This is a genomic window from Acinetobacter sp. 778_lipA (assembly GCF_058242985.1).
The window spans coordinates 3,265,668-3,289,081 of record NZ_JBZAYT010000001.1; the positions used below are offsets into that span (position 1 = coordinate 3,265,668).

Sequence of the window (23,414 nt, forward strand, 5' to 3'; positions counted from 1 at the left end):
AATTTAAAAGTCGTAACTTACACGGCCATATAAATACGTTCCAAAGGCACCTTCTGGCGCATTAAAACTGTATTTGACGATGTTCCCTACAGATGAGTCTTTGGCTTTGTCTGGGTAACTGTTAAATAAATTATTTGCGCCCAGATTGAATTTTAGCCCTTTTACCCACGCATCTGCTTTGTAGCCAAAGTCCAAATCAGCAATCCATTGCGGATCAAAGGTCTGATCCAATGAAGTATTGGTATTATTTAAAGTAGTCCATTTATCATAACGACGGACTGCGGCATTGATACTCCACGCTTGATTTGACCAAAGTGCCCCCAATGCTAATTTGGTTTTTGGCGCTGTAGATTCAATTAGGCTTTGGGTATTTCGACCAGCAATACTGGAGACTGGAATTCGCTCACCTTTTGCAGTGATTGAGTCTCGGCTGTCAGTGATTTTATTTTTATGATAAGCCAAGCCTAAATTCAGCTTTAACTTGCCATATTGTTCAAGATCAAGATCATGTTTTAACGCGAACTCCAAACCACGCGTTTGTGTATCTAATAAATTATTAAAAAACGCCACATTGGCTATATTTGCATACGGTGTATTTGCAAAAGCATTATTGATCACGCTACCAGTAATATTGTCAGAAAGTAAAATACGATTTCGAATATCGATTTGATAAAGATCTAAAGTTGCAGAAGTATTGATAAATGGTTTGAGTACCAAACCTAAAGAATAATTGGTCGATTTCTCAGGCTTAAGTGAAGTTCCACCGATCAGTAAAGCAGCGTCACTTCCCGCAACTAAAGTCCTTTGCTGTACATCTTGCCAACCTGTCGGAGTTTGCACCGTTTGTACACTATAAGCGGAGTATCCTTGCTGGGCTAATGACGGTGCGCGATAACCTGTATTGACAGATCCACGAAGGGTCAACTGCGGAGAGATATCATATTTGGCAAAGAGTTTGCCGTTGGTTGTCGAACCAAAGTCTGAATATTTTTCTGTTCGAATAGCAGCACCAACATTTAAATCTTTTACAATATCGGTTTCGAGATCCAAATAAACGCCGTACACATCTCGACTAATTTTGCGTTGGTCTTGATCTGTAATACCCGCGTATATACCTGGGATACCCGTACCTAAAGCCGTACTTGGATTAAAATAGGGTCCACGGGTATAAGCAATGGGGTCGCCTGCATTTTGTTTATATTGTTCCCAACGGTATAGCGCTCCCGTCGAAACAGTCAATGGACTGGCTAAACCATCAATTGCAAAATCACGACTATAGTCCAGTCCTGTATTGAGTTGGGCAAAAATGTTTTCCCCTAAATCATAATCAGAGGGTGAATCTGCACCATAACTTGGGTTAATGCCATTGCCTTGTTCAGTGCTGACTTTGTTTTGTCCATAAGTGGCATACAGGTCATATTTTCCTGAAGTCTGGTTGCCTTGTTTAACCCCAAACGTGGTCGCAAAATCATCTACACTGACTAAACTCAAAGGTGAGCGTCCATCAGGATAACGTTGCTTAAAATAACTGGATTGATTCAGTACTGTTTTGGTGGTTGGAGGTTCATAAAAATTTTCCCCGATGGTCTTACGATGCCCATAACTACTAAAACCATACAAGGCAATTTCATCAGTTAAAGGTAAATCTAAATTCGCAGTGATATTGATTTGGTCTTTTTGTTCAGGAGAACCAAATTTCCAAGTTCTAAATGGTGTGTTCTGCTCGGTATATTGGGCTTGGGTTGAACCATCATAAAATGTTCGCGTATCTGGTGCAGTATTACTTGCAGCTTCACGCTTTCCTAAATCTACAGCAACAGTTAAAGCACCATCATTGGGTAATTCAAAGCCTTTCCAAAGATTGATTTTATGCTGTTCACCATCCCCTTGTGTATAGCCTCCAGTTTGATAACTCACGCCACCACCATGATCACGTGATTTCAATATAATGTTAACCACGCCCGCGATCGCGTCAGAACCATATTGAGCTGCGGCACCATCTCGTAAAATCTCTATACGTTCAATGGCACTAATCGGGATTAGGCTTAAATCTGTTACCGCAGCACCTCTCCCCCCAGCATACGCTTGTCGAGTGAAGTAAGCCGCTGTATGGCGACGTTTACCATTGATCAAAATTAAGGTTTGATCTGCAGATAAACCTCGCAATGCAATACTCGGCGGCACCGATGCACCGAAACCACCCGCAGGTGATGTTGGTAAACTCACTGACGGCGATAAGCGTGTTAATGCAGCTGCAAGATCACCTGCCCCTGTTTCTTGTAGTTCTTTGGCTGTCACAATGTCTACTGGAGCAGGAGCCTCTAAAGCACTATTGATAGCTCGCCGAGAACCCGTTACAACAACTGATTGCAATGTCACGACATCCTCTTTTTCTGATACAGGCCTTTGTTCATTTGCCAAAGTGATTGAGGCGGTAAGTGTACTGAACGCAAAAACAGAAGAATGAAGAATGAATTGAGAAAAATATGTACGCATATAAGCTTCCTTAACGATCTGCACCGATATAGCAAAGCCAATGCCAAAATTTTTATTATTGAATATCAAAAACTTGTCATTAAAAATAAAAAAATCATTGTTTATATTTAAACAATGATTCGAAAAAATGTTTATAAAACCACAGATTTACTCGTGGCGCATAAGCTTATACAAGTTGATTGTGTAAATAAGATTGATACAACTGATAGTAAGATTGTTGCTGTTGAATCAGTTGTTCATGAGAACCTTGTTCCACTACAGCCCCATTCTCAATCACCACAATTTTGTCTGCTTCTTGAATGGTACTTAAGCGATGTGCGATCACAATACAGGTTCTATTTTTACATAAGCGTCGAAGGGCATATTGGATTTTCTGTTCCGTATAAATATCAATCGCAGAGGTCGCTTCATCTAAAATTAAAATTTTAGGATCAGCCAAATATGCACGTGCGAGACAAACAAGTTGGCGTTGCCCATGACTTAAATTTTTTCCGAGTGTTCCAACTTCAGTAAAATAACCATGAGGAAGCTGTCCTAGAATATCATCTGCACCAAGTTCTTCAATCGCCTGAATCAGTTGTTGATCTGTAGCTTCGGGTTGAATTAAACGTAAATTGTCTAAAATTGTGCCGCTAAACAAGACATTGTCCTGTAAAACAATACTGACATTTTGTCTTAAACTGTCCAGATGAATATCCTGTATCGGATAACGGTCTAAGAAAATCCCACCCTGCTGAGGCTCATAAAACCGTGTCAGTAACTGAACGATCGTGCTTTTACCATGACCTGTAGGCCCCACGATCGCAACCACCGTTCCAGCGTCGATCTCTAAATCAAAATTTTGTAAAACAGCTTTGGTGGTATAAGCAAAATGTACAGACTGAAAACGAATATGCCCGTTAAGTTGCCCTAATTTCAACGCATGTGGTGCATCTTGAATGCTAGATTGGGTATCTAAAAGTAGAAATATCCGTTGTGCACACGCTGCACCATTGGCATAACGCTCAAATAAATCGGTCAATTCCTGTAAAGGTGCCAAGAATAAAAACACATAAAAAATACTTTCGGCAAACTGTCCAATACTGATGACACCTTCACTATAAGCATAACTTCCAATCACAATAAAAACTGCGGTTGCCACTGTCGAAAGCAATCCAGTAAATGGGGCAAACCAGCTGGTCCGCTTACTTCCATAAATAATAGAATCATTAAAATCTTTTAAGAGCTGCTGATAGCGCTGTTGATTGGTTTCACTATAATTCAATTGCTGAATAATTTTGGCGCCATTTACCGTTTCAACCAAATGTGCAGTAAATCGACTGCGTTCTTCGGCAACCCGTCCCCAATGCCGTTGTGATGACTTTTTAAATATTGCAGTCATTGTCAATAAAATCGGCAAAGTTGCAAATAAACACCAGAAAAATGGGGGATAAATATGCCACAAAAGCACAGATGCTAATCCGCAACGTAAAATCGAAGAAAGTAGTTCAGGTGGTCCTTGTATCAATACTGGTTCTAAAGTATCGACATCACGATCCGCTCGTGAAATAATTCGGCCCGCTTTAGTTCGATCAAAATAACCAATATTTAAAGCTTGAATATGTTGAAATAATGAACGTCTTAGATCATTAATGACACTTAAAGCCGCTTTTCCAGACAAGTATTTTGATATACCCGCTAATCCAAAACGACACACCCAGCTGAATGCCAGAATAGCAATTGCTATAAAAAGTACTGGCTGATACAACACCAGTTTCCCACCCACTTGCTGAAATCCAGAATCTAAAATGTACTTGACTGCCCATGGACGTACAAAGATGCTCAGCACTTGTAAGATCTCTACTGAGATCATGGCTAGAATTAAATAACGAATCGGATAAAGCAAAGGAATGAGTTTTTTTAACATTCCGCGATGTAGCGCGGTTTTTGCTAAGTTTTCTTCGATCTGCAGATCAGAGATTTTCGTCAGCGGTTGGAAATTTTTAACCGTGGTATTCATGCTTGAATCTCCTGTTGCGCTTTCTGAAATCCCATCAACTCCCGATAAAATTCGCAATGCTGGAGCAAATCTGTGTGGCTCCCTTGAGCAAGAATTTGTCCCTGATCTAATACGATAATGCGATCTGATAAAGAAATCGTGGTCTGTTTATTTGAATTGATCAGGATGGTTCTTTTGAGCTGATTTTTATTGTCAGCCAAGCCTGATAAACGCTGTAACACCTGTTTTTCTGTAGTGGAATCTAAAGCACTGGTTGAATCATCAAGCGCCAAGATTGGCGAGTTTTTTAAAATTGACCGTGCCAGTGCAATCCGTTGTTTTTGCCCTCCAGATAAGGTGACTCCCTTGTCCCCTATTGGTGTCTCCAGACCAGCATCGAGTCGCTGTAACAGTTCAGATGCTGAAGCCAAATGCAACGCGTCTCGCATCTCCTGTTCAGTCGCATCCTGTTTGGCTATTTTTAAGTTATCCGCCAAGGTTCCTGAGAAAAAGAAATTATCTTGCGGAATAATCTGAACCATATGACGTAAGTTAACCAAACTCAGATCTTTAAGATTGAGCCAACCGCGTTGATCTGAACCAATCCAGACCTGCCCTGCGGTTGGATCGATAAAACGATTGAGCAAGTTCATCAGTGTGGTTTTACCCGCTCCAGTTTTCCCCACAATGGTGACGATTTCACCTGCTCGGAATTCAACATTACACTGTTTTAAAATATACTTTTCTGTGTTTCGATCCTGAAAACTGACATTTTCCAGTCGAATATTTAAACCTTCATCCCCTTCAGCATCCCCTTGTAGTGGCAAAGCATGTGCAGCATCTACAATTGCCGATTTCTCATCTAGCATTTGCCATATTCGAGTTGCCGATGAACGTGCATCTGCAAAAATATGTAAGACCTGTCCAATACTTTCAATACGAAACACCAATAAATTTGCCATAAGTACAGCAGCCACAAATTGCCCAATCTGTAATTGATTTTGTCCAATTAAGTAGCCACCAAACCCAATCACCCATAAGTAGGAACAGGCAATAATCATTTGAGGAATCGGTAAGCGTTGTGCACTGGTGCGAATGGTTTGAATAGAATGACGAATAAAGCTATCAACTGCTGCATCAAAACGTTGTAAGAGCTTTTCCTCAAGTTGAAAGGCTTTGACCACTCGAATGCCATTGACGCTTTCAGCCAAAGTATCACTGACTTTTTCATAGGCATAGGCAACTTGATGATCCAGCACCACCAACTGATTGGTCAGTTTAAACAGCACTGCTAGGCCTAGAAAAATAAAAATAAGCGGGACGATCCCCAACCAAGGATGATACCAACACAACAATCCGACTGTTGCGGCGACCACTAGACTGGATTCAAACACTTGTCGCCAAAAATTAATCAAAGCTTCTTTTAATTTATCTGAATCTCGGGTGGTTCTTGATAAAACTTCACCTAATCCGTGTTTCCAGTGCCATGAAACATCTAAATGCTGGACTTGGCTAAAGATTCTTTCTCTTAAAATACTTAACAATTGCTGTCCAATCGTCAAGGCACTTAAACCCGCTAAATATTGAATAATGGCACGAAGTAAAGCGATACTCGTCAGTAGAATAAACCAAAACCACGGATTTAACGGATCTGTAAAAGCATGCTGAAATAAACGTTCAGGTTGGCTGTGTTTTAGCGTATCAATCGCATGTCCGATTGAATATTGCTGTAGTGCTAAGCCAAAATTGGCAAGGACAAATAATGTTGCCGTCAATACAAAGCGAAATGGCATAAAACGATATAAGGCCAAACTTCGCAGCAGTGGATAATTTTTAAACATAAAAATAAAACAACAACTAAAGATCTATAGCTCACTGCGAGATCTATGCCAAATTTTTCAAAGGCATAAATATTTTAATCTACTGTTTTATATTATTTTTTTAAAAAACATGTTTGATGAGATGTTTGATTTAAAACATCCGCACTTGTTATCTGTTGTTATTGCAACAATATTTGATATATCAACATCACAAAAATAGATATTAAAAATATATTTTAAATATCAACAAGTTAAACAATGGCATCAATATTGCTTTAAAGCATTCAAATCACAACAGGATGTCACAATGACAACACTTCAAACGCAACCATTGAATACACTTTGGTATACACGCTGTCCAGTTCCTACAGGGCTCGGAATCTCGATTCAAAAAGGCTGGCTAAAAGAAAAATTTATTGAGCAACAAATTGAAATTAAATCAATTCGTGAATCGAACTCAAAAGAGATTCGTAACTCACATTTTAACCATACCCTTGCCAATTCAGTTCGGCATGGTGGCAGTATTCCTGCAATTTGGGCATATGCTTCTGGACAAAAAACCAAAGTCATCGGTTTATCTTGGGCAGATGAAGTCCAATTACTGCTGACTCGATATGATTCCCAAATTAAGACGGTTGAGGATCTAAAAGGTAAACGCTTTGGGCTCCCACTCAATCATGATGCCATCATCGATTTCTCTCGTGCTCAAGCCATTCGCGGTTTAGAAAATGCATTAAAAACAGTAAATCTTAAGGTCAGTGATCTGGAACTGGTGGATTGTCTGCGTGCTGATATATTAGTGGCGCAACAGCAAAATCATACCGAAGAAAATGATTCGAGTTTCTTTAGCAATCGTAATAAACTGAGCGCAAGTGCAGAGATTGTGGCTTTAATCAAAGGGGATGTCGATGCCATCTTTTTAAAAGGTGCACATGCAGCACAAATTGCCCATGATTTTGCCCTGCATACCATTATTGATATTGGTTCACATCCCGACCCTATCCTACGTTCAAATAATGGTACCCCTCGAACACTAACTGTGGATGAAGATTTTCTATCGCAATATCCACAACAAGCTCAATCCATTGTCGATGCGGTTTTACAAGCTGAACAATGGGCGCATGTGCATGCAGATGAAACTCACCGCTATCTGGCTAAAGAATGTAATAGCAGTGAACAATGGGTTCATGCAGCTTATGGCGCAGATGCACATCTCAAACTGAATACCAATTTTGATGAAACATCGATTATTGCCTTACAAGACCTCAGTGACTTTCTCTATCGCTGGAAGTTTATTCCAGCTCAAATTAATGTTCGTGAATGGCTAGCACAAGACATTGCTATTCATGCACAAGTGGCTTAACAATACGAAAAAATAAAAGGTTGTCGTAATGACAACCTTTTATTTTTCAGCTTTCAAATTTAAGACATCCTCCTATACAAAAGCTTCTGACTATTCTCAACGCATAAACCACTGCTATGCTCATGAATAACAATTATCTTAATGGCGTCTTACTGAAGTTCTTAACCAGCTCTTACCTAGCCTCAGAATCAGTCAACGGCTCACGCTACTTTTGTTCCGGGAAAATGAGACGCCAAACTTTGCAAGAAAAGCATCTTGCAGAGTGCTGCTTCTCACCGTAAAACTCACTGCCCACCATCAGCTCGTTTAATCAATCGCAAAAAATATGCGATTAAGTACTGCCTCAAACAGTTGTGGATGAGGTTTACGAATAGCATATTTTTATCGAACTCAAATTATGACTTAAATTTGGTCACATTTTCAGCCTGTTTCTTTAAAAGTACAGAGTTATATTCACCAGGTGGAATATTATTTAAATAATAATTTCCAACATGATATAAACGCCAACGAATCGGATCATGTGTGGTATGCGTACGTGCATTACGCCAGAAACGATCTAAATTCCATTTTGACAAAGTAGAGCTTGCTCCAAGTAAGCCAAAAATTTCACTGGAAATTTTCAAAGATGCATGGTCGGACTGACTCCGTGTGGCAGCCACAGATAAAATCAATTCAGTTTGTAAAGCTTCATCTTCCAGATTGGTTAAATGCTGCTCAAAAATCGCTGCTGAGCGATCTAAAAGTGCTTCTGCTGAACGGACCAAAACTGCAAACTCGCCAATTTGCTTAATGATATGCGGTTCCTGTGTCGGGGAGTCGACACCACTTTCCACCCAAGGACGAGCATTCTGTTGCAAATAATCAATCCCCCCTTCAAGTGCACCTTTGGCAATACCTGTATCCATAGCTGCATGCAAAATCTGAGGCCAAGTTAAACCTGTGCGTAGCACTGTCCCTAAACCACCAGTATTGCGCTTGGCAACATAGCGTTCATCGACAATAACGTCTTTAAAATTGACTGTACCACTGACACTATTGTTTTGCCCCATTGCATCCCAATCATCAAGCAGTTCTACCCCATGCGTATCACGATGAATCAAGATCGAAACAGGTCCATCATCACTGCCTGCAAATAAAGAGATCCACTCAGCCAATAAAGAGCCTGTGGAATAAAATTTACTGCCATTTAAGATTAACTGCCCTTGTGAATTTCTTTCTACACGAGTCTTATGCTGAAATTTATCTTTTCCGCCCACTTCTGCGAGTGCATTGCCTAAACGTTTACCACTCAATACATCACGCAATAATTGATCGCGAATATCATCCTCATAACCCGTTAAAATTCCTCGAAACATGGTGAAATGAATTTGTAGAAGTTGTCCCACACCACCATCTGCAGATGAAATGATCTTTACCACATTGACCAATGTGCTAATACTCGCACCTAAACCACCAAATTGTTGAGGAACAATAATCGCTGTCAGACCTGCTTCTGAAATTAGGCGGGCCTGTTCATAAGGAACACTTTTGTTATATTGAGGATCTTGGGCAAATTCTGTCAGTTGTTTTGCTACTGCCTTGGCAATATCCAATGCTTCTTGTTCACTTTGAATATGTCTTATACTGCCTAATTCTAAAAAATTGTGTTGCTGAATATCGTTCATTTTAACTCCGGAAAATCTCTTTTTTTATGCACAGATACGCTGTGCTGTAGTCTTAAATAAGCTGGGGGCATGTGTAAGCAAAGTTTTGGTATACGCATGTTGCGGATGACTCAGTACTTGATCGGTTTCACCGTATTCCACCAGATGGCCATTTTTTAAAACGGCAACTCGATCAGCAATTGCTCTAACTACCCCAAGGTTATGGGTAACAAAAAGTAAAGTTACGCCTTGCTTTTGCAATTGTTGCAACAGTTTTAAAATAGATGCTTGTACTGAGACATCTAAAGCAGAAGTAATTTCATCGCAAATCAAGACATCAGGCTGACATAACAGCGCTCGTGCAATCGCTACACGTTGCCGTTCTCCGCCAGATAAATCTCTTGGGTAGAGTTCTTGAACCTGTGGAGGAAGCGATACTTGTTGAAGTACCTGAACGACCTTTTGTTGAGTTTCTTGCTGAGATGTAGCAAAAAAGTGCTGAACCACTTTAGTGAGTGTCTGTCCTATGGTATGTGCTGGATTCAAGGCTTTATATGGATTTTGAAAGATATATTGCAGTTTATGTCGTTGTGTTAACTGACGTTTTTGTCCCTGCAAGGACAATACTTCATCTGCTAAAATCACCTGACCTTCTGCATTTTCATTCAGTCCTGCAATCACTCTAGACAGTGTGGTTTTACCTGAACCAGACTCCCCGACTAAGGCCAAACATTCTCCACGCTGTATTTGAAAAGAAACATCGAAAAGTGCTTGTTGCTGGCCATACCAAGCATTGATATGTTCTACTTTAAGCAGTGCCTGTTGATCTGTTTTTAATTCAATCATATGCGGATCAAGCTCTTGAAAATTGATCACGCTCACTTCATCCCAATGATGACAAGCAACAAAATGTGGATCAAATGCTTGAGATAACAGGGTTAATTTCGGTTGCTGTTGATGACATAATTCGCTAGCGAAAGTACATCTTGCGGCAAAAGCACATCCTGTTGGACGATCATTCGGTGAGGGTGCATGTCCTTCGATGGGGGATAAATATTTACGAATCGACACATCGGGGATGGCATTGAGTAAACCTTGGGTATAAGGATGTTTTGGCGTTTCAAATAACTGGCTTAATGCGGCATCTTCTGCAATCTGGCCTGAATACAGGACGATTACGCGATCTGCAATATCTTTCACCACAGTCAAATCATGTGATACATAAATTGCTGCGACATTATATTCGCGACATAATTTACGAATAATATTCAGCACTAAAGTTTGGGTCGTAACATCCAATGCTGTTGTCGGTTCATCCAAGACAATTAAGCGAGGCTGTAACAAAAATGCCAATGCTAATAAAATCCGTTGTTGTTGCCCGCCAGAAAGTTGATGAGGATAGCGCTTTAAAAACACATCATCCTGAGGCAATCCCACTTCATCTAAAATTTTAGCAACTTTATGATTTCTTTCACTACTGGATAAGCGTAATTGATGGACTTCTAATAACTCAAGTAGATGCTGTCCAATGGTTAATGCTGGATTTAGTGCCGTTCCCGGATCTTGGGCAACGTGACTGATTTTATAACCTCGAATTTGACGCAAGGCGTGATCGTCAAGACTGAGGATATCTTGTCCATCCAGCGCAATTGTGCCTTGAATAATTTTGGCACCATGTCGTGCATAGCCCAATAACGCACTCGACAATGTGGTTTTACCTGAACCACTTTCTCCCACCAACCCAAGGACTTCGCCCTCATTTAAATGAAAAGAAATATTCGAAACCACATGATTGCCTGTGTTGACCAATGCCACCGTTAAGTCTTTTACCTGTAGTACCGTATTCTTTAAAATCTCTGTCATGGTGATTTTTCCTCAATCCGTGCTGCGGCACGCCCTACACCTTCAGCCAACACATTGGTTCCCAGCGCAAACAAAGCAATTAAAATCACCGGTGCAAATACTGCCCACGGTTGAACCAATAACCCAGCACGATTTTCATTAATCATCAGGCCCCAATCGGCTGCAGGAGGTGCGATACCATAACCAAGAAAAGCCAGACCAGATAACATGCTAACAGCCCACGTCAACATCACCCCAAGATGAATTAATAAGGGTGTCAGCATATTGGGTAGGATTTCACGGAATAAAATATAGCTTTTCGAGTAACCTAAAATTTTGGCGGCCTCTACATACTCTTGCTCAACCAAATTTAGCGCAACACTTCGTGCAAGACGTACTACCCCAGGAATAAAAGCAATCGAAACAGTGAGCACAATCAGCCATGGCTCACGCCCTAGCATCGAAACGATTAATAGCACTAAAATCAGATCAGGAAATGCCATAAAAACATCCGTCAGCCAAGTCACAAACTGGTCAACTTTATCTCGTGCAAAAGCAGCCAATATGCCTAAACTGGAACCAATAATTAAAGCCACCAGACTGGCAGCGAGGGTCATCCAAATAATTGAAGCACCACCCGCTAATACACGAGACCAAACATCATGCCCAATATAGTCATAGCCAAGAAAAGCCTGTGCTTCAGGCGCACCATAGGTCATGCCCACTAAGGCAGTTGGTTCAAAAGGAACCAGCACTGGGCCAATAAGCGCAAATATCAAAACTAAGCTTGTCACTACAAAACCAAAACGAACTTGTCGCTCAGAAATCAAGGCTTTAAAAAACTTACGTTGATACCAATGAAGTGTGCTCATTTTCCCTCTCCCGAATTGATATTCTTCAAGGCATTACGGCGATCCACAGGCTTTACCGTAATCGGTCGGCCAGATTTCCATAAACGTAATGCCTGACGTAAACCAGGTGAGCGGGCTTTATGTTTTTTTGCAGTGCGTATTTTCGGTGTGAGTAAAGTCGTAATTAAGTCTGCAATTAAATTGACCACCACCACACAGATGGTCAGCAATAACACAATCGCTTGAATCGTAGGAATATCCCGCATTTCAATTGCTGCATTCAATGCATTGCCAATTCCCGGATAACTAAATACAACCTCAATAATTAAAGCCCCACTGAGTAAAACCCGTATGGTCAATGCCGTGCCTTGTACCACGGGCACTAAAGCATTAGGTAAAACATGCTTCCAGATAATGCGACGCTCTGGAATACCACGTAATCGTGCTGAAGTGACATAATCGGACTCTAAGGCATCGATCATTGAGCCTCGCACAAGACGCATGAGATAAGGAATAAGCGATAAAGCTAAAGTTAAAATGGGTAAAATTAAAAACTCTAGCTGGCTAAACGGAGACTGCCCAGGAATCAACAATGATGCAGCAGGTAATACATGCATGATCGAAGTTGAAAACAACATCATCAGCCAAATGGCAATGACAAATCCGGGCACTGCTTTAAAAATAATCGAGCTAGATACAATGATTCGGTCTAGTTTGCTATCACGACGTAGCGATAACCAAACCCCAAGTAAAACTGAAATCGGTACAGTGATTGCCACTACCAAGCTACTCAAAGCAAGCGTATTACCAAAATAGTTTTGAATAATCTGTAACACAGGTACATTAGAATCAATTGAGCGTCCAAAATTACCTTGTAATAATTGAGTCAGCCAATTCCAGTATTGCACCAATATCGGTTGAGTCAGCCCCAATTGTTCACGCAGTATTTGAACCGTAGCTTCTGGTGCTTCTGGCCCTAAAATGACCCGCGCAGGGTCAGATGGAAGCGCTTGAGTCGCGATAAATACAATTAAACTAATCACAAAAATCACTAAAATTCCTGACACGATACGGGTCAAAAACCAAGGTAACCATGCAGGAAATTCAAACGACTTGGCGATAGCTGGATGTTGAATCGAGCTTTCAATTTTGCTGGCTTGAGTCGTCATCATTACTCCCCTTTACGCCAAAACTCATCAGTTCGCCATGCTGCAAAACCGGTTCGATCAGGTGTTACACCACCAATCTGATGAGAATGTGCATCTAAAACATTGTTAAAACCCCAAATCAGTAAGCCACCTTGTTCATGTTGAATTTGCTGTGCCTCATGCACCAGAACTTTGCGTTTTTCCAGATCAGGCTGTTGCAATGCGTGATGCACCAGCTCCGTAAAACGGGCTTGATTAAAACGGGTTTTGTTATTGGCTGCACCGGGTCCATCAATCTGCAATACCGTCAATAAAAATGGACGAGAAACATTTGAACCTGTACTCAATGCCCAATCTTGTTTGACTGCATCTGCAAATGTTGCAGCTTCAACTTGTTTAACGTTTACAATCACGCCAGCTTGCGCTGCATGTTGCGCAAACACCAAGGCGGCATTGCTATCTGGTCCTGTATATAAATCAACTTTTAAGTTTTGATCAAAACCAGCAGCTTTTAATAGTGTTTTAGCTTTGGCTAAATCTTGCTTACGCTGTGGAATTTCATGGTTATAAACAGGATCACTAAATGAATACAGATCGTTGGCAATTCGTCCTTGACCCGCCAATGCCCGTTTCACTAAATCATCCCGATTGGCAATCAAACGAAATGCTTGTCTGACACGAGGATCATTAAACGGTGCTTTAGTGGTATTCATATCGAAGGATTGCCAAGCATCTGTTTCAGATGAAACAACACTCAGTCGTTTATTGGCTTGAATCAAAGATAAATGCTCGGCACTAATACCTGATGCAATATCAATTTGCCCTGATTGCAAAGCAGCAAGACGCCCGGTTTGCTCTTTAAAATCTATAATTTCAATGGCATCTGCATAAGGCTGATTGTCTTTCCAATAATTTTCAAAACGTACGAAACGGGAACGTTGACCTGGGGTAAAACTTTCTAGTTTAAACGGGCCTGCTCCGACGACATTCTTGATTGGGTCATAATCTGTTGGAACAATACCGCCCCAACTCATCCATGCTTCAGGTAGGGCTACTAAGCCTTTGCCTTGAGCAAATGGAATTTCAACGGTGTAATCATCCCGCTTTTTAATCGCATCGCGCTGTAGTGAATACAGATAAGCCGCAAAGGGAGACGCCAGTTTAGGATCGGTCAAACGACGTAAAGAGAAAATGACATCATCGGCTGTAATGGTTTTACCATGATGAAACTCAAGCCCTTTCTTTAGCCGAATCGTCCATTTAGTGCCATCCTCATTGGGTTCTGCAAATTCAGCAAGCGCCAATTTAGGTTGAATATCTCGCCCCCATTCCCATAATTTGGCATATAACGGCCAACCTCTAAAGGCACTCGACATCCCAATCGGCTTATGGGCATCTAAATTTCCAGCTTGATTACCATTAATCACCCCAATTTTGATCACTCCACCTTTTTGCGGTGTGGTATGCTGGCTTGTATGTGCAGCAGCTTCATTTGATGCTGAGGAATCGGAACGAGAACACCCAATCAGGCTTGCTGCTGCAATCGTACCTAGACCTAAACCCGTATTTTTAATTAATACTCTGCGCGTAATTTTACTCATAGGATTCTCCTTTTAAACCACAGTTTCTTGATTCAACAGAGAATCTACAGACGAGCATTTTTTTAACTTCGGTAACTCAAAACCATGATCGAGCTCAAGTAAAGGAAACAACAAGTCTGCAACACGATAAACTTCCGTAATTAAAGGAAAACCTGACAAAATAAATGCAGATGTACCGTAGCTTTCATATTCTTGGATACGTTGAGCAATATTTTCAGCGCTCCCGACCAATGCGGTCCCCGCAGCGGGATTTAAGATATCAAAACCAAACAGTGATGGCCCTGTCCAAATATTTGGATAAATTTCAAAGTCTTTAGCTTGAGGTAATATCCCCTGACGTAAGCGTTCTAAATTTTTTTGAACAATCGGGTTACTACTCTGATAGCTTTCGAAAGTTTCATTGGGTGGAAGCTGACGTTTTACAGCTTCAATCGCATAATTCACATCAATTTTATCGAGTAGAGACTGCGCGTATTGCCACGCTTCTTCTTCGGTTTCACGAACGATAATTTGTAAGCGAGTTCCATACTGCAAAGTTCGTCCAACTTTAGCGGCTTCTTTTGCAACTTTACTGAATTTTTCTCCCAGCAGCGGCGGTGTGTTGGCAAAGCTTAAATACACATCCAGCAATTCCACTGAATGTTGTACCCCTTTGGCTGATGTGCCAGCTCCCCACAGCGGTACGCCTTGTTTTTGGGTTGCCCCATGCCATTTTGACATCGGTGAAGCCCCCTCTTGACGTGGAGCAACTTGAATAAACTCACCCTGAAAGCCAGATTTATCGCCTAAATAATTCTGTTGAAATGTGCTCCAGTATTCTTTACTAAAGTCATAGCGTTCATCATGTGAATAATGAATACCCAATGCGGCAAGTCCCTGATCATTGCCATTGACCACATTAAACAACAAACGTCCCTGAGAGAAAGAGTCAAAAGTTTGTGCATATTTGGCTAAGACTGCGGGTTGAACTTCACCTGGATGCTGCGCCACCAAAAACTTCAGGCGCTCAGTAAAAGGAATTAAACTCGCAGCAACTGCCAGTGTTTCATACTCACTTGTACCCATGAGTGAACCGTAAAACCCCAGACGATCTGCGGTAATTGCAATTTGTTGTAAATGTTCATAATCGGTATCCCAGCGTCCCGACTCCAACCAAGGATAGGGACCATCAGGAGAGGTGAGATACCATAAAAGTTTTACAGCCATAATATTCTCTATATTTGTTTTTAAATCATGTTTCTAATGGAGTGGAAGTAATCCCAGTGATTTTGCTTTTTCAGTCAATCCACTCATTTTCCACTGTTGCTGTAGCACCCCTTGCCCATATTCACGACTTCCCCCAACCAGTTCTGCTAACAGTTGAATTTGAGCACCTTCTTCAAGCAATAAAATAAATTCAGCAGTTTCTTGTAGACCTTGACGCCCCCAAACTGTGGCACCGCCATTGGCTTCCAAAATAGCCCGATGCTCAATATCAATCTTGAGTTGATCTAAAATAAAATCGACTTCTGCTTGACGGCGATCGATATAAATCGGCAGTTCATTAAATAAATGAAAACGCTGAACAGGCACATAACGAATCGGTAGGGTTCGGTGTGTTTGGGCCCAAGCACCTAAATTCGGTGCATGTACATGAGAGATTGTGGTGACATCTGCATGTTCACAAAATAGTTTGTTATAACGGCCACCCGCACCTTTTCGTCCCAATAAAACTTCACCATCAAGTTTCTCTACCAATACTTTGCTTTTTTTATCTCGTGACCAAGGACCTGCATAGTTAAAGGTCACCAAGGTATTTTCAGGGGCGCGTTCAACAAAATTGACTGTGCCATTGGCAGTGATGGTGCCCGTCTCACGGAACACCTCAAATGCAAATTCAGCTTTTTGACGGTTGCGTTCAATAAAATCATTAAGTTCAGGGGAAAGTGGCGATTGAATCAGTGTAGTCATGATAAATATCCTGTTTTAACGTTGTTTATTTTGGCGACGCTTTAAAACTTCGAGTAATGGGCGATGATCGACCCATGTATCAAGATCGACGTCTTTTTCAAGGAAGCCATGTAACCAAAGGAAATCTTTTTGTTGTTTTAAAAGCTCAAGGCGTTCTGCACTTAATGAAGGATGTAAAGATTTATGAAAATTATTACGATACGCTGTAGCCACACTTTCAGCACCCGCAATGGTTTCATCTTGTAGAATAACCAGCACTTCATCTAAATGATCTTCTGCCCAATCTGCGGTATCAAAAAGCTCTTCCAGAAAGTCAACGACGACATCAAAGTGATGTTCCAATAAATCTTCATGTACCGTGATAGGTCGAGGTGTCCCGTTGTTCACACGCGAAGTCACATCTGTAAATTGATCTAAATCGATACCGACTTTTAAACCACGTTTGGTGGCTGCCTCAACAGCCGATGCCCCTTTGACATACACGGCATCCACTTCACCTGTAATCAAGGCATCAAGGCCTGACCAATAGGCACTGGCATCACGATCTTGTTTCGATTCAGCTCGCTCAGGAACTTCAATAAAATCAACATCACGAAAACTTAAATTTGCAAGTTGTAAAGCCCCTCGAATACCTTGTAATGACATGGCTCTAAAAATACTGCCTGCACGTTTATCGGCATATTCAGGTAAAGCCACTTTGGTATTTTTTAAATCTTCAGGCTGACGAATTGCTGAATCTGGTCGAACAATAATCACTTGCCATTCATCAATCCAAGTTAATCCAATCAGACGACTTGGGGCACCTTCTGAACGCGCAGCCAAAGCAGGTACATTACCTCCTTCACGGAATAAAGCCGGGAGCTGATGATCAAAATGATGCACAGACAAGCCTTTACGCGCATCTTGCAATACCGCAACATCAATACCATGTCGCTCAAATTTTTCGACTAAGGTGCCGCGTTTTAATGAGATTCCTGTTGCAGTGGGTACAGGACATCGTGTGACCCAAATTTCAGATAAAGTACTTTTTACAAACTCTTTAGAATTTTCTTTTTTATCGATGACAAGTGACATAGGTATTCCTTAAGATACTTCCAATTTCATATCACTTGTATTGAGCAGCTTTTATGCCAATATTTATTTTTATAATTTTCAATATCTTATACAAAATCTAATTTTAATAAATGTTTAGATTTCATCACTTGTTTTAGATTTAGTGTTGTTTTATCAACAGCGCTTTAAGCAAGCCTGCCCTGAGACAAAAATCCCATCCGCATTATTTTTTGATTGAACAGATTTAAAGCCCCTCATTGAATCAACATACAGCACCATATAAAAATATAGTGCTGTATCGCTTAAATTAAAAATCGATAGAAGCCGACAGCATAAAAGTTCGAGGTGCACCCAAGGCTAAACTGGACAATTGTGGCATGCCCCAATACGCCTTATTGGTCACGTTATTGATACTCGCAGCTAAGTTTAGTGGAAAACTTGAAACATTGGTCTTATATCTCGCCTCAACATCAAACAGTGTTCGTTCAGAAGCATGTAGTGTATGTTCCTGATTGATATATTGCTTTGAAACTGCTGTGGCATTTCCAGTCTAGATTAAACCCTGCAAAATCGAAATATCCCACTCCATACCTAATTTCGCCTGTTGCTTGGCAACCCCAGTCGCAATATTGCCTTGATTTTTACCACCTGCAGTTTGGGTTAATTCAGGATCAATATAGGCAACACCACCGATTACACCAAGATTCGCAATAGGTGCTCCAAAGAAGCTCCATTCAATTTCACTTCAGCTAAAACTTGTTATTGATTATTGATCAGTAATTGTGAAGCCCTCCCACACACGATTCATTAACCAATAACATGCCTTATTGAGTAGTATGATTTCTAGGGATGCACAATAATCTTGACCGCAGATTCGTTGTTATGAATCAAGGTTTCAAAGCCTTGCGAAACCAAATCATCTAAAGCAATTCTTTGGGTAATAAAAGGTTCTAAATTGATTTTACCTTGCTCAACCAAGCGAATGGTTTCTTGATGGTCATTAACATAGGCTATCGTACCGCGAATATCCAGCTCTTTCATCACCACACTATGCACATTAATCGTTGCAGGATGACTCCAGATCGAAACTATCACTACCACACCAGTTGGTTTCATAGCTGCCACCAGTGTATCCATGACCTTATTGACACTACTGCATTCAAAAGCCACGTCTACCCCACGGTCTTGGGTGATTTTCATGACTTCAGCCACAACATCCACTTGAGACGGATCTAGCACATAGTCGGCAACACCCGCTTCTAAGGCTTTTTCTTTACGTTTTGCACTGAGCTCGGTAATGATGACGGTTAAGCCTTTGGCCTTTAAAATTGCAGACAATAACAATCCAATCGGGCCCGCTCCACCCACCAAGGCAATATCACCTGACTGTGCTCCACTTCTTACAAAGGCATGATGCCCGACAGATAAAGGCTCAATCAATGCGGCTTGATCCAACGGAATTTGGGCAGAAATGGGATGTACCCAACGGCGTTGTACCGCAATTTTTTCAGATAGCCCACCACCGCGACCACCTAGACCAATAAAATTCATATTTTTTGACAAGTGATAATTGTCATGCGGTCCAGTCGGAACATCATCCGCAATGATATAAGGCTCAACCACAACATGTTGCCCCACCTGAATATCATCAACGCCATCCCCTACAGCGTACACCACACCTGAAAACTCATGCCCCATGGTTACAGGTGCAGCTTCACCCGAAATCGGGTGCGGATGACCACACGGAGGAATAAAAATTGGACCATCGATAAATTCATGTAAATCTGTGCCACAAATACCACACCATGCGACTTGAATGCCAACTGTTCCTGGTTGTACCTGTGGTTCTGGAATATCCTCTATTCGGATATCCCCTTTATCATAAAAACGAGCTGCTTTCATAGATGCATTCCTCATTCCAATATTAACGATAAACCATTCCGCCATCGGTCAAAATTGACTGTCCAGTAATATAATCAGCGTCCTCACTGGCTAGAAAAGCAACCAATGCGGCAACATCATCTGGGGTTTCGGCACGTCCTAAAGCAATTCCATCCACATATTTCTGATATGTTTCACCAACGGGTGCACCAGTGATATCAGCGAAACGTTGATCTATTTCCACCCACATATCTGTACCAACTACACCGGGACAGTAACTATTCACAGTGATACCAGCACTGGCATATTCTTTTGCTGCTGTTTGAGTCAAAGCACGAACGGCAAATTTAGTAGCTGAATAGACACCAAGCAAAGCAAAACCTTCATGCCCAGCAATCGAACATGCATTGATAATTTTGCCAGAATTTCGGCGCTGTTTAAATTTATCGGCAGCGGCCTGAATCCCCCACAGCACACCACCCACATTGATATTCATAATCCGATTAAATTCATCTGGACTGACCTCTGCCAAGGCTTGGACTTGGGCAATCCCTGCATTATTAATAATGATATCAAAGCCATTTAATGTTGATTCTGCATGGTCAATCGCACTGCTGATTTGTACAGGATCAGCAACATCTGCAATAAATGTGGTGGCTTTAACCCCAAATGCTTGAATCTCTTGCTGAACAGCAGTTAACTTTTCTTGGTGAAGATCAACCAAGGCAATATGTACGCCCTCTTGTGCCAAGCGTAAAGCAATACCGCGTCCTATGCCCTGTGCGGCACCAGTAATTAATGCGACTTTATTGTTTAGACCTCTAGGCATGTTGCGACTCCTTAAATATGGATTGCACGTTGCATTGCCGATAAAACCGACTCATGCATCGCCTCAGATAACGTAGGATGTGGGAAAATAACCTGTGCTAGGCTTTCATCAGTGGCTTCTAAATATTTAGCGATGGCAAAGCCCTGAATATGTTCAGTGACCTCATGACCCACCATGTGTGCCCCCAATAATTCCCCTGTTTCTTGATTAAAAATAGTTTTTACAAATCCTGTGGTCTCGCTTAAAGCCAAAGCTTTACCATTGGCTTGTAAAGGGAATCTACCCACATTGATTGTAAAACCAGCTGCTTTGGCTTTTTGCTCGCTTAGACCAATACTTGCCACCTGCGGATGGGTAAAAATACACCCTGGAATTTGGCTACGATCTAAAGCATGTACATGCGTCAGCCCTGCAATTTTTTCTACACATAAAATTGCTTCATGACTGGCTTTATGCGCCAAGCACGGCGCACCAGCGACATCACCAATGGCATAAACTCCAACTACATTGGTCTTACACCACGGATCAACTTTAATAAAACTATGCTCAAACTCAATACCCAATTTTTCTAAACCCAAATTTTGAGTATTAGGTTGTACACCAATTGCGGAAAGGACTTTTTCAACAGTAATGATTTGTACACCTGTTGCGGTTTCAACATGGCAATGTACTTGGTCCTTATCTATTTCGATGTTTTGTACAGCAGCTTCAGTCAAAACCGTCATACCATGCTGTTCAAATTGCTTTTGCACATATTTGGCAACTTCAATGTCTTCACTAGGTAGGATCTGTTTGGCAATATCAACCAAAGTCACTTGGCAACCTAAGTCCTGATATAAACTGGCAAACTCACTGCCAATGGCCCCTGAACCAATTACCAAAAGTGATTTCGGCAAGTGTTCTGGGACTAAAGCTTCTTTATAACTCCAGACATGCTGTCCATCGACAGGGACATGCGCTAAATTGGCGGCTCTGGCGCCCGTAGCCACAATAATATGCGGTGCAGAAATCTGCTGTTTTTGACCCTTTGCATCAGTCAGTTCTAAGCTTTCTTTCTCGATAAATTGAGCGCTTGCATTAAATACAGTAACTTGATTCTTTTTCAGTAATTGCCCAATCCCTTGTACCAACTGTTCAGAAACCTGACGGCTATGACGAACCAGTTGTTGGATATCAAAATCGATAGAACCTAAAGAAAAACCAAACTGTTGTGAATGTTTAAATTGCTGTGCAAGTGCCGCTCCACTCAATAAAGCTTTGGTTGGAATACAGCCCCAATTCAGGCAAATTCCACCCAAATGCTTTTCTTCTACAATGGCGGTTTTTAAACCCAGTTGGGCTGCACGTATCGCAGCCACATAGCCACCTGGACCAGCGCCAATCACAATGAGATCAAATTGTGTGTCTGACATGCTCATACTCCTACACCAAAATCAATGCAGGATTTTCAACAAACTGCTTAAATGCTGCCAAGAACTGTGCACCTAACGCCCCATCAATCACCCGATGATCACAAGACAAGGTCGCGGTGACCATCTGTCGAATCACGATGCTCTCATTTTCAACAATTGCCCGTTTTTCTGCTGCACCTAAAGCTAAAATCGCACCTTGGGGTGGGTTAATAATCGCGTCAAACTGTTGAACGCCGAGCATACCTAAATTCGAAATACTGAAACTACCGCCCTGAAATTCATCAGGCGCCAATTTGCCAGTTTTGGCACGTGTTGCAAGATCACGCATATCATTGGAAATTTGTGCCAAAGACTTGGTATTGGCAGCTTTAATGATTGGAGTGATGAGGCCATTCTCAATCGCTACAGCAACAGAGATATCCGCCTGATCAAACTGCAAAATCTGCTGATTCTCTTCATCAAACTGAACATTGACCTGTGGCACTTTGATCAATGCAGCTGCTGCCGCTTTAATCAACATGTCATTGATTGACAATTTCACTTGCGGCACAGTGGCATTAATCTGTTGACGTAGTCCCTGAATAGCATCCACATTTAAATTTACGGTTAAACGGAAGTGTGGTGCATTACGTTTTGCTGCCTGTAAGCGTGAAGCAATGGCTTTACGCATACCATTCATCGCAATGGTGGTCACCTTGGCAGTTTCAGTTCGCATTACATCAGCGCTATTTTGGGCAAGTGCAGGGTTTTCACGCTGATGAACTGCTTCAACATCTTCCTTACAAATACGCCCTCTTGATCCTGAGGCACGACAGTCATGTAAATTAATGCCCCATTGTTTGGCTAAACGACGTGCAACTGGTGTTGCCAACACTTGGCTATCATCAGCTTTAGATTTCGCCACTTTACCACTCGGTTGCTGCCGAATATCGGGCCATGATCCACCCGCAGCTTGAACTGCGTTTTGAATGTCTTGCACACTGATACGACCTCCACGCCCTGAGCCTGAAACCAGCGCCAAATTCACTTGATGCTTTTCAGCCAATTTCAAGGCATGCGGTGTTGCAAAAAAATACTCAACATGTTGATAACCTTGTAATGCAGCAGGAATTACATAACCATTTTGGGCAACAGCTTTTGATACCTGCTCAATACGATTCTGTTTAGGCGCAGTTTGTGGCTTGGTTTCAGGCTGCGTTGCCGTCAGCTTTTCAGTAACCACTTCAACAGCTTTGCTTCCATTGAGAATAGGTGCGCCAGCCAAAGATTGAGCAAAGGCATCAATTTCAGCATCGGAAACTTGCGCATCTGCACAAATTGCAATGATCCCGCCCACCACTAAAGTATCGCCATTATTGGCAATGATTTTACGCAAGGTACTATCAAACGGTGCTTCAAGGACATTGACGATTTTTGTGGTCTCAATTTCACAAATTTCTTGTCCTTTACTAAACTGCTCGCCTGCTTGAATCAACCATTGGGCAATGGTGCCCTCTTCCATCGACAAACCCCATTTTGGGATTTCTAAAGTTTTAATTTCGCTCATC

At 41.5% G+C, this 23,414-nt stretch carries 16 protein-coding genes and 1 pseudogene; 1 reads left to right on the forward strand and 16 read right to left on the reverse strand.

What is annotated here, in order from left to right; all coding sequences use genetic code 11:
• Positions 1–3: 3 nt before the first annotated feature.
• The 3 genes from AC4CUY_RS15500 to AC4CUY_RS15510 form a co-directional block, all read right to left on the reverse strand.
• The gene (locus tag AC4CUY_RS15500; RefSeq protein WP_490774365.1) at positions 4–2,496 is read right to left on the reverse strand and encodes a TonB-dependent receptor plug domain-containing protein; all 2,493 of its coding nucleotides are present in this window, start codon (positions 2,494–2,496) and stop codon (positions 4–6) included.
• 166 nt (positions 2,497–2,662) lie between these two features.
• On the reverse strand, positions 2,663–4,495 hold the full coding sequence (locus tag AC4CUY_RS15505; protein ID WP_490774366.1) for an ABC transporter ATP-binding protein: 1,833 nt from the start codon (positions 4,493–4,495) through the stop codon (positions 2,663–2,665).
• Entirely contained in the window at positions 4,492–6,315 is a 1,824-nt protein-coding gene (locus tag AC4CUY_RS15510) for an ABC transporter ATP-binding protein (protein ID WP_490774367.1), read from the reverse strand. The genes AC4CUY_RS15505 and AC4CUY_RS15510 overlap by 4 nt, the downstream gene beginning before the upstream one ends.
• Positions 6,316–6,601: 286 nt before the next feature.
• On the opposite strand from AC4CUY_RS15510, the gene AC4CUY_RS15515 reads away from it, so the two are divergent.
• Positions 6,602–7,657 carry an ABC transporter substrate-binding protein gene (locus tag AC4CUY_RS15515; RefSeq protein WP_490774368.1) on the forward strand — a complete coding sequence of 352 codons (1,056 nt, stop codon included), beginning with the start codon at positions 6,602–6,604 and terminating at the stop codon, positions 7,655–7,657.
• A gap of 395 nt (positions 7,658–8,052) precedes the next feature.
• On the opposite strand, the gene AC4CUY_RS15520 is transcribed toward AC4CUY_RS15515, so the two are convergent.
• The 13 genes and pseudogenes from AC4CUY_RS15520 to AC4CUY_RS15580 all read right to left on the reverse strand — a co-directional run bounded on the left by AC4CUY_RS15520 (position 8,053) and on the right by AC4CUY_RS15580 (position 23,413).
• A complete protein-coding gene (locus tag AC4CUY_RS15520) occupies positions 8,053–9,321 on the reverse strand; it encodes an acyl-CoA dehydrogenase family protein (protein ID WP_336951897.1) in 1,269 nt (422 codons plus the stop codon).
• Positions 9,322–9,345: 24 nt separating this feature from the next.
• Complete coding sequence (locus AC4CUY_RS15525) at positions 9,346–11,163, reverse strand: dipeptide ABC transporter ATP-binding protein (protein WP_336951898.1); 1,818 nt, start codon at positions 11,161–11,163, stop codon at positions 9,346–9,348.
• Positions 11,160–12,014, reverse strand: coding sequence for an ABC transporter permease (locus AC4CUY_RS15530; protein WP_490774369.1), 855 nt, complete (start codon positions 12,012–12,014; stop codon positions 11,160–11,162). The genes AC4CUY_RS15525 and AC4CUY_RS15530 overlap by 4 nt, the downstream gene beginning before the upstream one ends.
• Positions 12,011–13,162, reverse strand: a complete 1,152-nt coding sequence (locus AC4CUY_RS15535) for an ABC transporter permease (RefSeq protein ID WP_224965543.1) — start codon at positions 13,160–13,162, stop codon at positions 12,011–12,013. The genes AC4CUY_RS15530 and AC4CUY_RS15535 overlap by 4 nt, the downstream gene beginning before the upstream one ends.
• Before the next feature lie 2 nt (positions 13,163–13,164).
• The gene (locus tag AC4CUY_RS15540; protein WP_336951901.1) at positions 13,165–14,742 is read right to left on the reverse strand and encodes an ABC transporter substrate-binding protein; all 1,578 of its coding nucleotides are present in this window, start codon (positions 14,740–14,742) and stop codon (positions 13,165–13,167) included.
• 12 nt (positions 14,743–14,754) lie between these two features.
• The gene (locus AC4CUY_RS15545; RefSeq protein ID WP_336951902.1) at positions 14,755–15,948 is read right to left on the reverse strand and encodes an LLM class flavin-dependent oxidoreductase; all 1,194 of its coding nucleotides are present in this window, start codon (positions 15,946–15,948) and stop codon (positions 14,755–14,757) included.
• 33 nt (positions 15,949–15,981) lie between these two features.
• Positions 15,982–16,692 carry a class II aldolase/adducin family protein gene (locus AC4CUY_RS15550; protein WP_336951903.1) on the reverse strand — a complete coding sequence of 237 codons (711 nt, stop codon included), beginning with the start codon at positions 16,690–16,692 and terminating at the stop codon, positions 15,982–15,984.
• A gap of 15 nt (positions 16,693–16,707) precedes the next feature.
• Positions 16,708–17,766: an ABC transporter substrate-binding protein gene (locus tag AC4CUY_RS15555; protein WP_336951904.1), complete on the reverse strand. Its 1,059-nt coding sequence runs from the start codon at positions 17,764–17,766 to the stop codon at positions 16,708–16,710.
• Positions 17,767–18,052: 286 nt separating this feature from the next.
• Positions 18,053–18,484 (reverse strand): annotated as a pseudogene (locus AC4CUY_RS15560) (TonB-dependent siderophore receptor); the annotation flags it as partial.
• 104 nt (positions 18,485–18,588) lie between these two features.
• Positions 18,589–19,647 carry a 2,3-butanediol dehydrogenase gene (locus AC4CUY_RS15565; protein WP_336951905.1) on the reverse strand — a complete coding sequence of 353 codons (1,059 nt, stop codon included), beginning with the start codon at positions 19,645–19,647 and terminating at the stop codon, positions 18,589–18,591.
• A 22-nt stretch (positions 19,648–19,669) separates the two neighbouring features.
• Entirely contained in the window at positions 19,670–20,455 is a 786-nt protein-coding gene (locus AC4CUY_RS15570; protein WP_336951906.1) for an acetoin reductase, read from the reverse strand.
• Between the two features lie 11 nt (positions 20,456–20,466).
• Positions 20,467–21,867, reverse strand: coding sequence for a dihydrolipoyl dehydrogenase (gene lpdA, locus AC4CUY_RS15575; RefSeq protein WP_336951907.1), 1,401 nt, complete (start codon positions 21,865–21,867; stop codon positions 20,467–20,469).
• A gap of 10 nt (positions 21,868–21,877) precedes the next feature.
• Positions 21,878–23,413 carry a dihydrolipoamide acetyltransferase family protein gene (locus tag AC4CUY_RS15580; protein WP_490774370.1) on the reverse strand — a complete coding sequence of 512 codons (1,536 nt, stop codon included), beginning with the start codon at positions 23,411–23,413 and terminating at the stop codon, positions 21,878–21,880.
• Position 23,414 lies beyond the last annotated feature (1 nt).

Bases quoted from the DNA above. Each gene is read 5' to 3' on its own strand.
- AC4CUY_RS15570 (WP_336951906.1), bottom strand. From the start codon at position 20,455: ATGCCTAGAGGTCTAAACAATAAAGTCGCATTAATTACTGGTGCCGCA.
- AC4CUY_RS15510 (WP_490774367.1), bottom strand. From the start codon at position 6,315: ATGTTTAAAAATTATCCACTGCTGCGAAGTTTGGCCTTATATCGTTTT.
- AC4CUY_RS15535 (WP_224965543.1), bottom strand. From the start codon at position 13,162: ATGACGACTCAAGCCAGCAAAATTGAAAGCTCGATTCAACATCCAGCT.
- AC4CUY_RS15505 (WP_490774366.1), bottom strand. From the start codon at position 4,495: ATGAATACCACGGTTAAAAATTTCCAACCGCTGACGAAAATCTCTGAT.
- AC4CUY_RS15565 (WP_336951905.1), bottom strand. From the start codon at position 19,647: ATGAAAGCAGCTCGTTTTTATGATAAAGGGGATATCCGAATAGAGGAT.
- AC4CUY_RS15580 (WP_490774370.1), bottom strand. From the start codon at position 23,413: ATGAGCGAAATTAAAACTTTAGAAATCCCAAAATGGGGTTTGTCGATG.
- AC4CUY_RS15540 (WP_336951901.1), bottom strand. From the start codon at position 14,742: ATGAGTAAAATTACGCGCAGAGTATTAATTAAAAATACGGGTTTAGGT.
- AC4CUY_RS15530 (WP_490774369.1), bottom strand. From the start codon at position 12,014: ATGAGCACACTTCATTGGTATCAACGTAAGTTTTTTAAAGCCTTGATT.
- AC4CUY_RS15555 (WP_336951904.1), bottom strand. From the start codon at position 17,766: ATGTCACTTGTCATCGATAAAAAAGAAAATTCTAAAGAGTTTGTAAAA.
- AC4CUY_RS15520 (WP_336951897.1), bottom strand. From the start codon at position 9,321: ATGAACGATATTCAGCAACACAATTTTTTAGAATTAGGCAGTATAAGA.
- AC4CUY_RS15500 (WP_490774365.1), bottom strand. From the start codon at position 2,496: ATGCGTACATATTTTTCTCAATTCATTCTTCATTCTTCTGTTTTTGCG.
- lpdA (WP_336951907.1), bottom strand. From the start codon at position 21,867: ATGTCAGACACACAATTTGATCTCATTGTGATTGGCGCTGGTCCAGGT.
- AC4CUY_RS15525 (WP_336951898.1), bottom strand. From the start codon at position 11,163: ATGACAGAGATTTTAAAGAATACGGTACTACAGGTAAAAGACTTAACG.
- AC4CUY_RS15545 (WP_336951902.1), bottom strand. From the start codon at position 15,948: ATGGCTGTAAAACTTTTATGGTATCTCACCTCTCCTGATGGTCCCTAT.
- AC4CUY_RS15550 (WP_336951903.1), bottom strand. From the start codon at position 16,692: ATGACTACACTGATTCAATCGCCACTTTCCCCTGAACTTAATGATTTT.
- AC4CUY_RS15515 (WP_490774368.1), top strand. From the start codon at position 6,602: ATGACAACACTTCAAACGCAACCATTGAATACACTTTGGTATACACGC.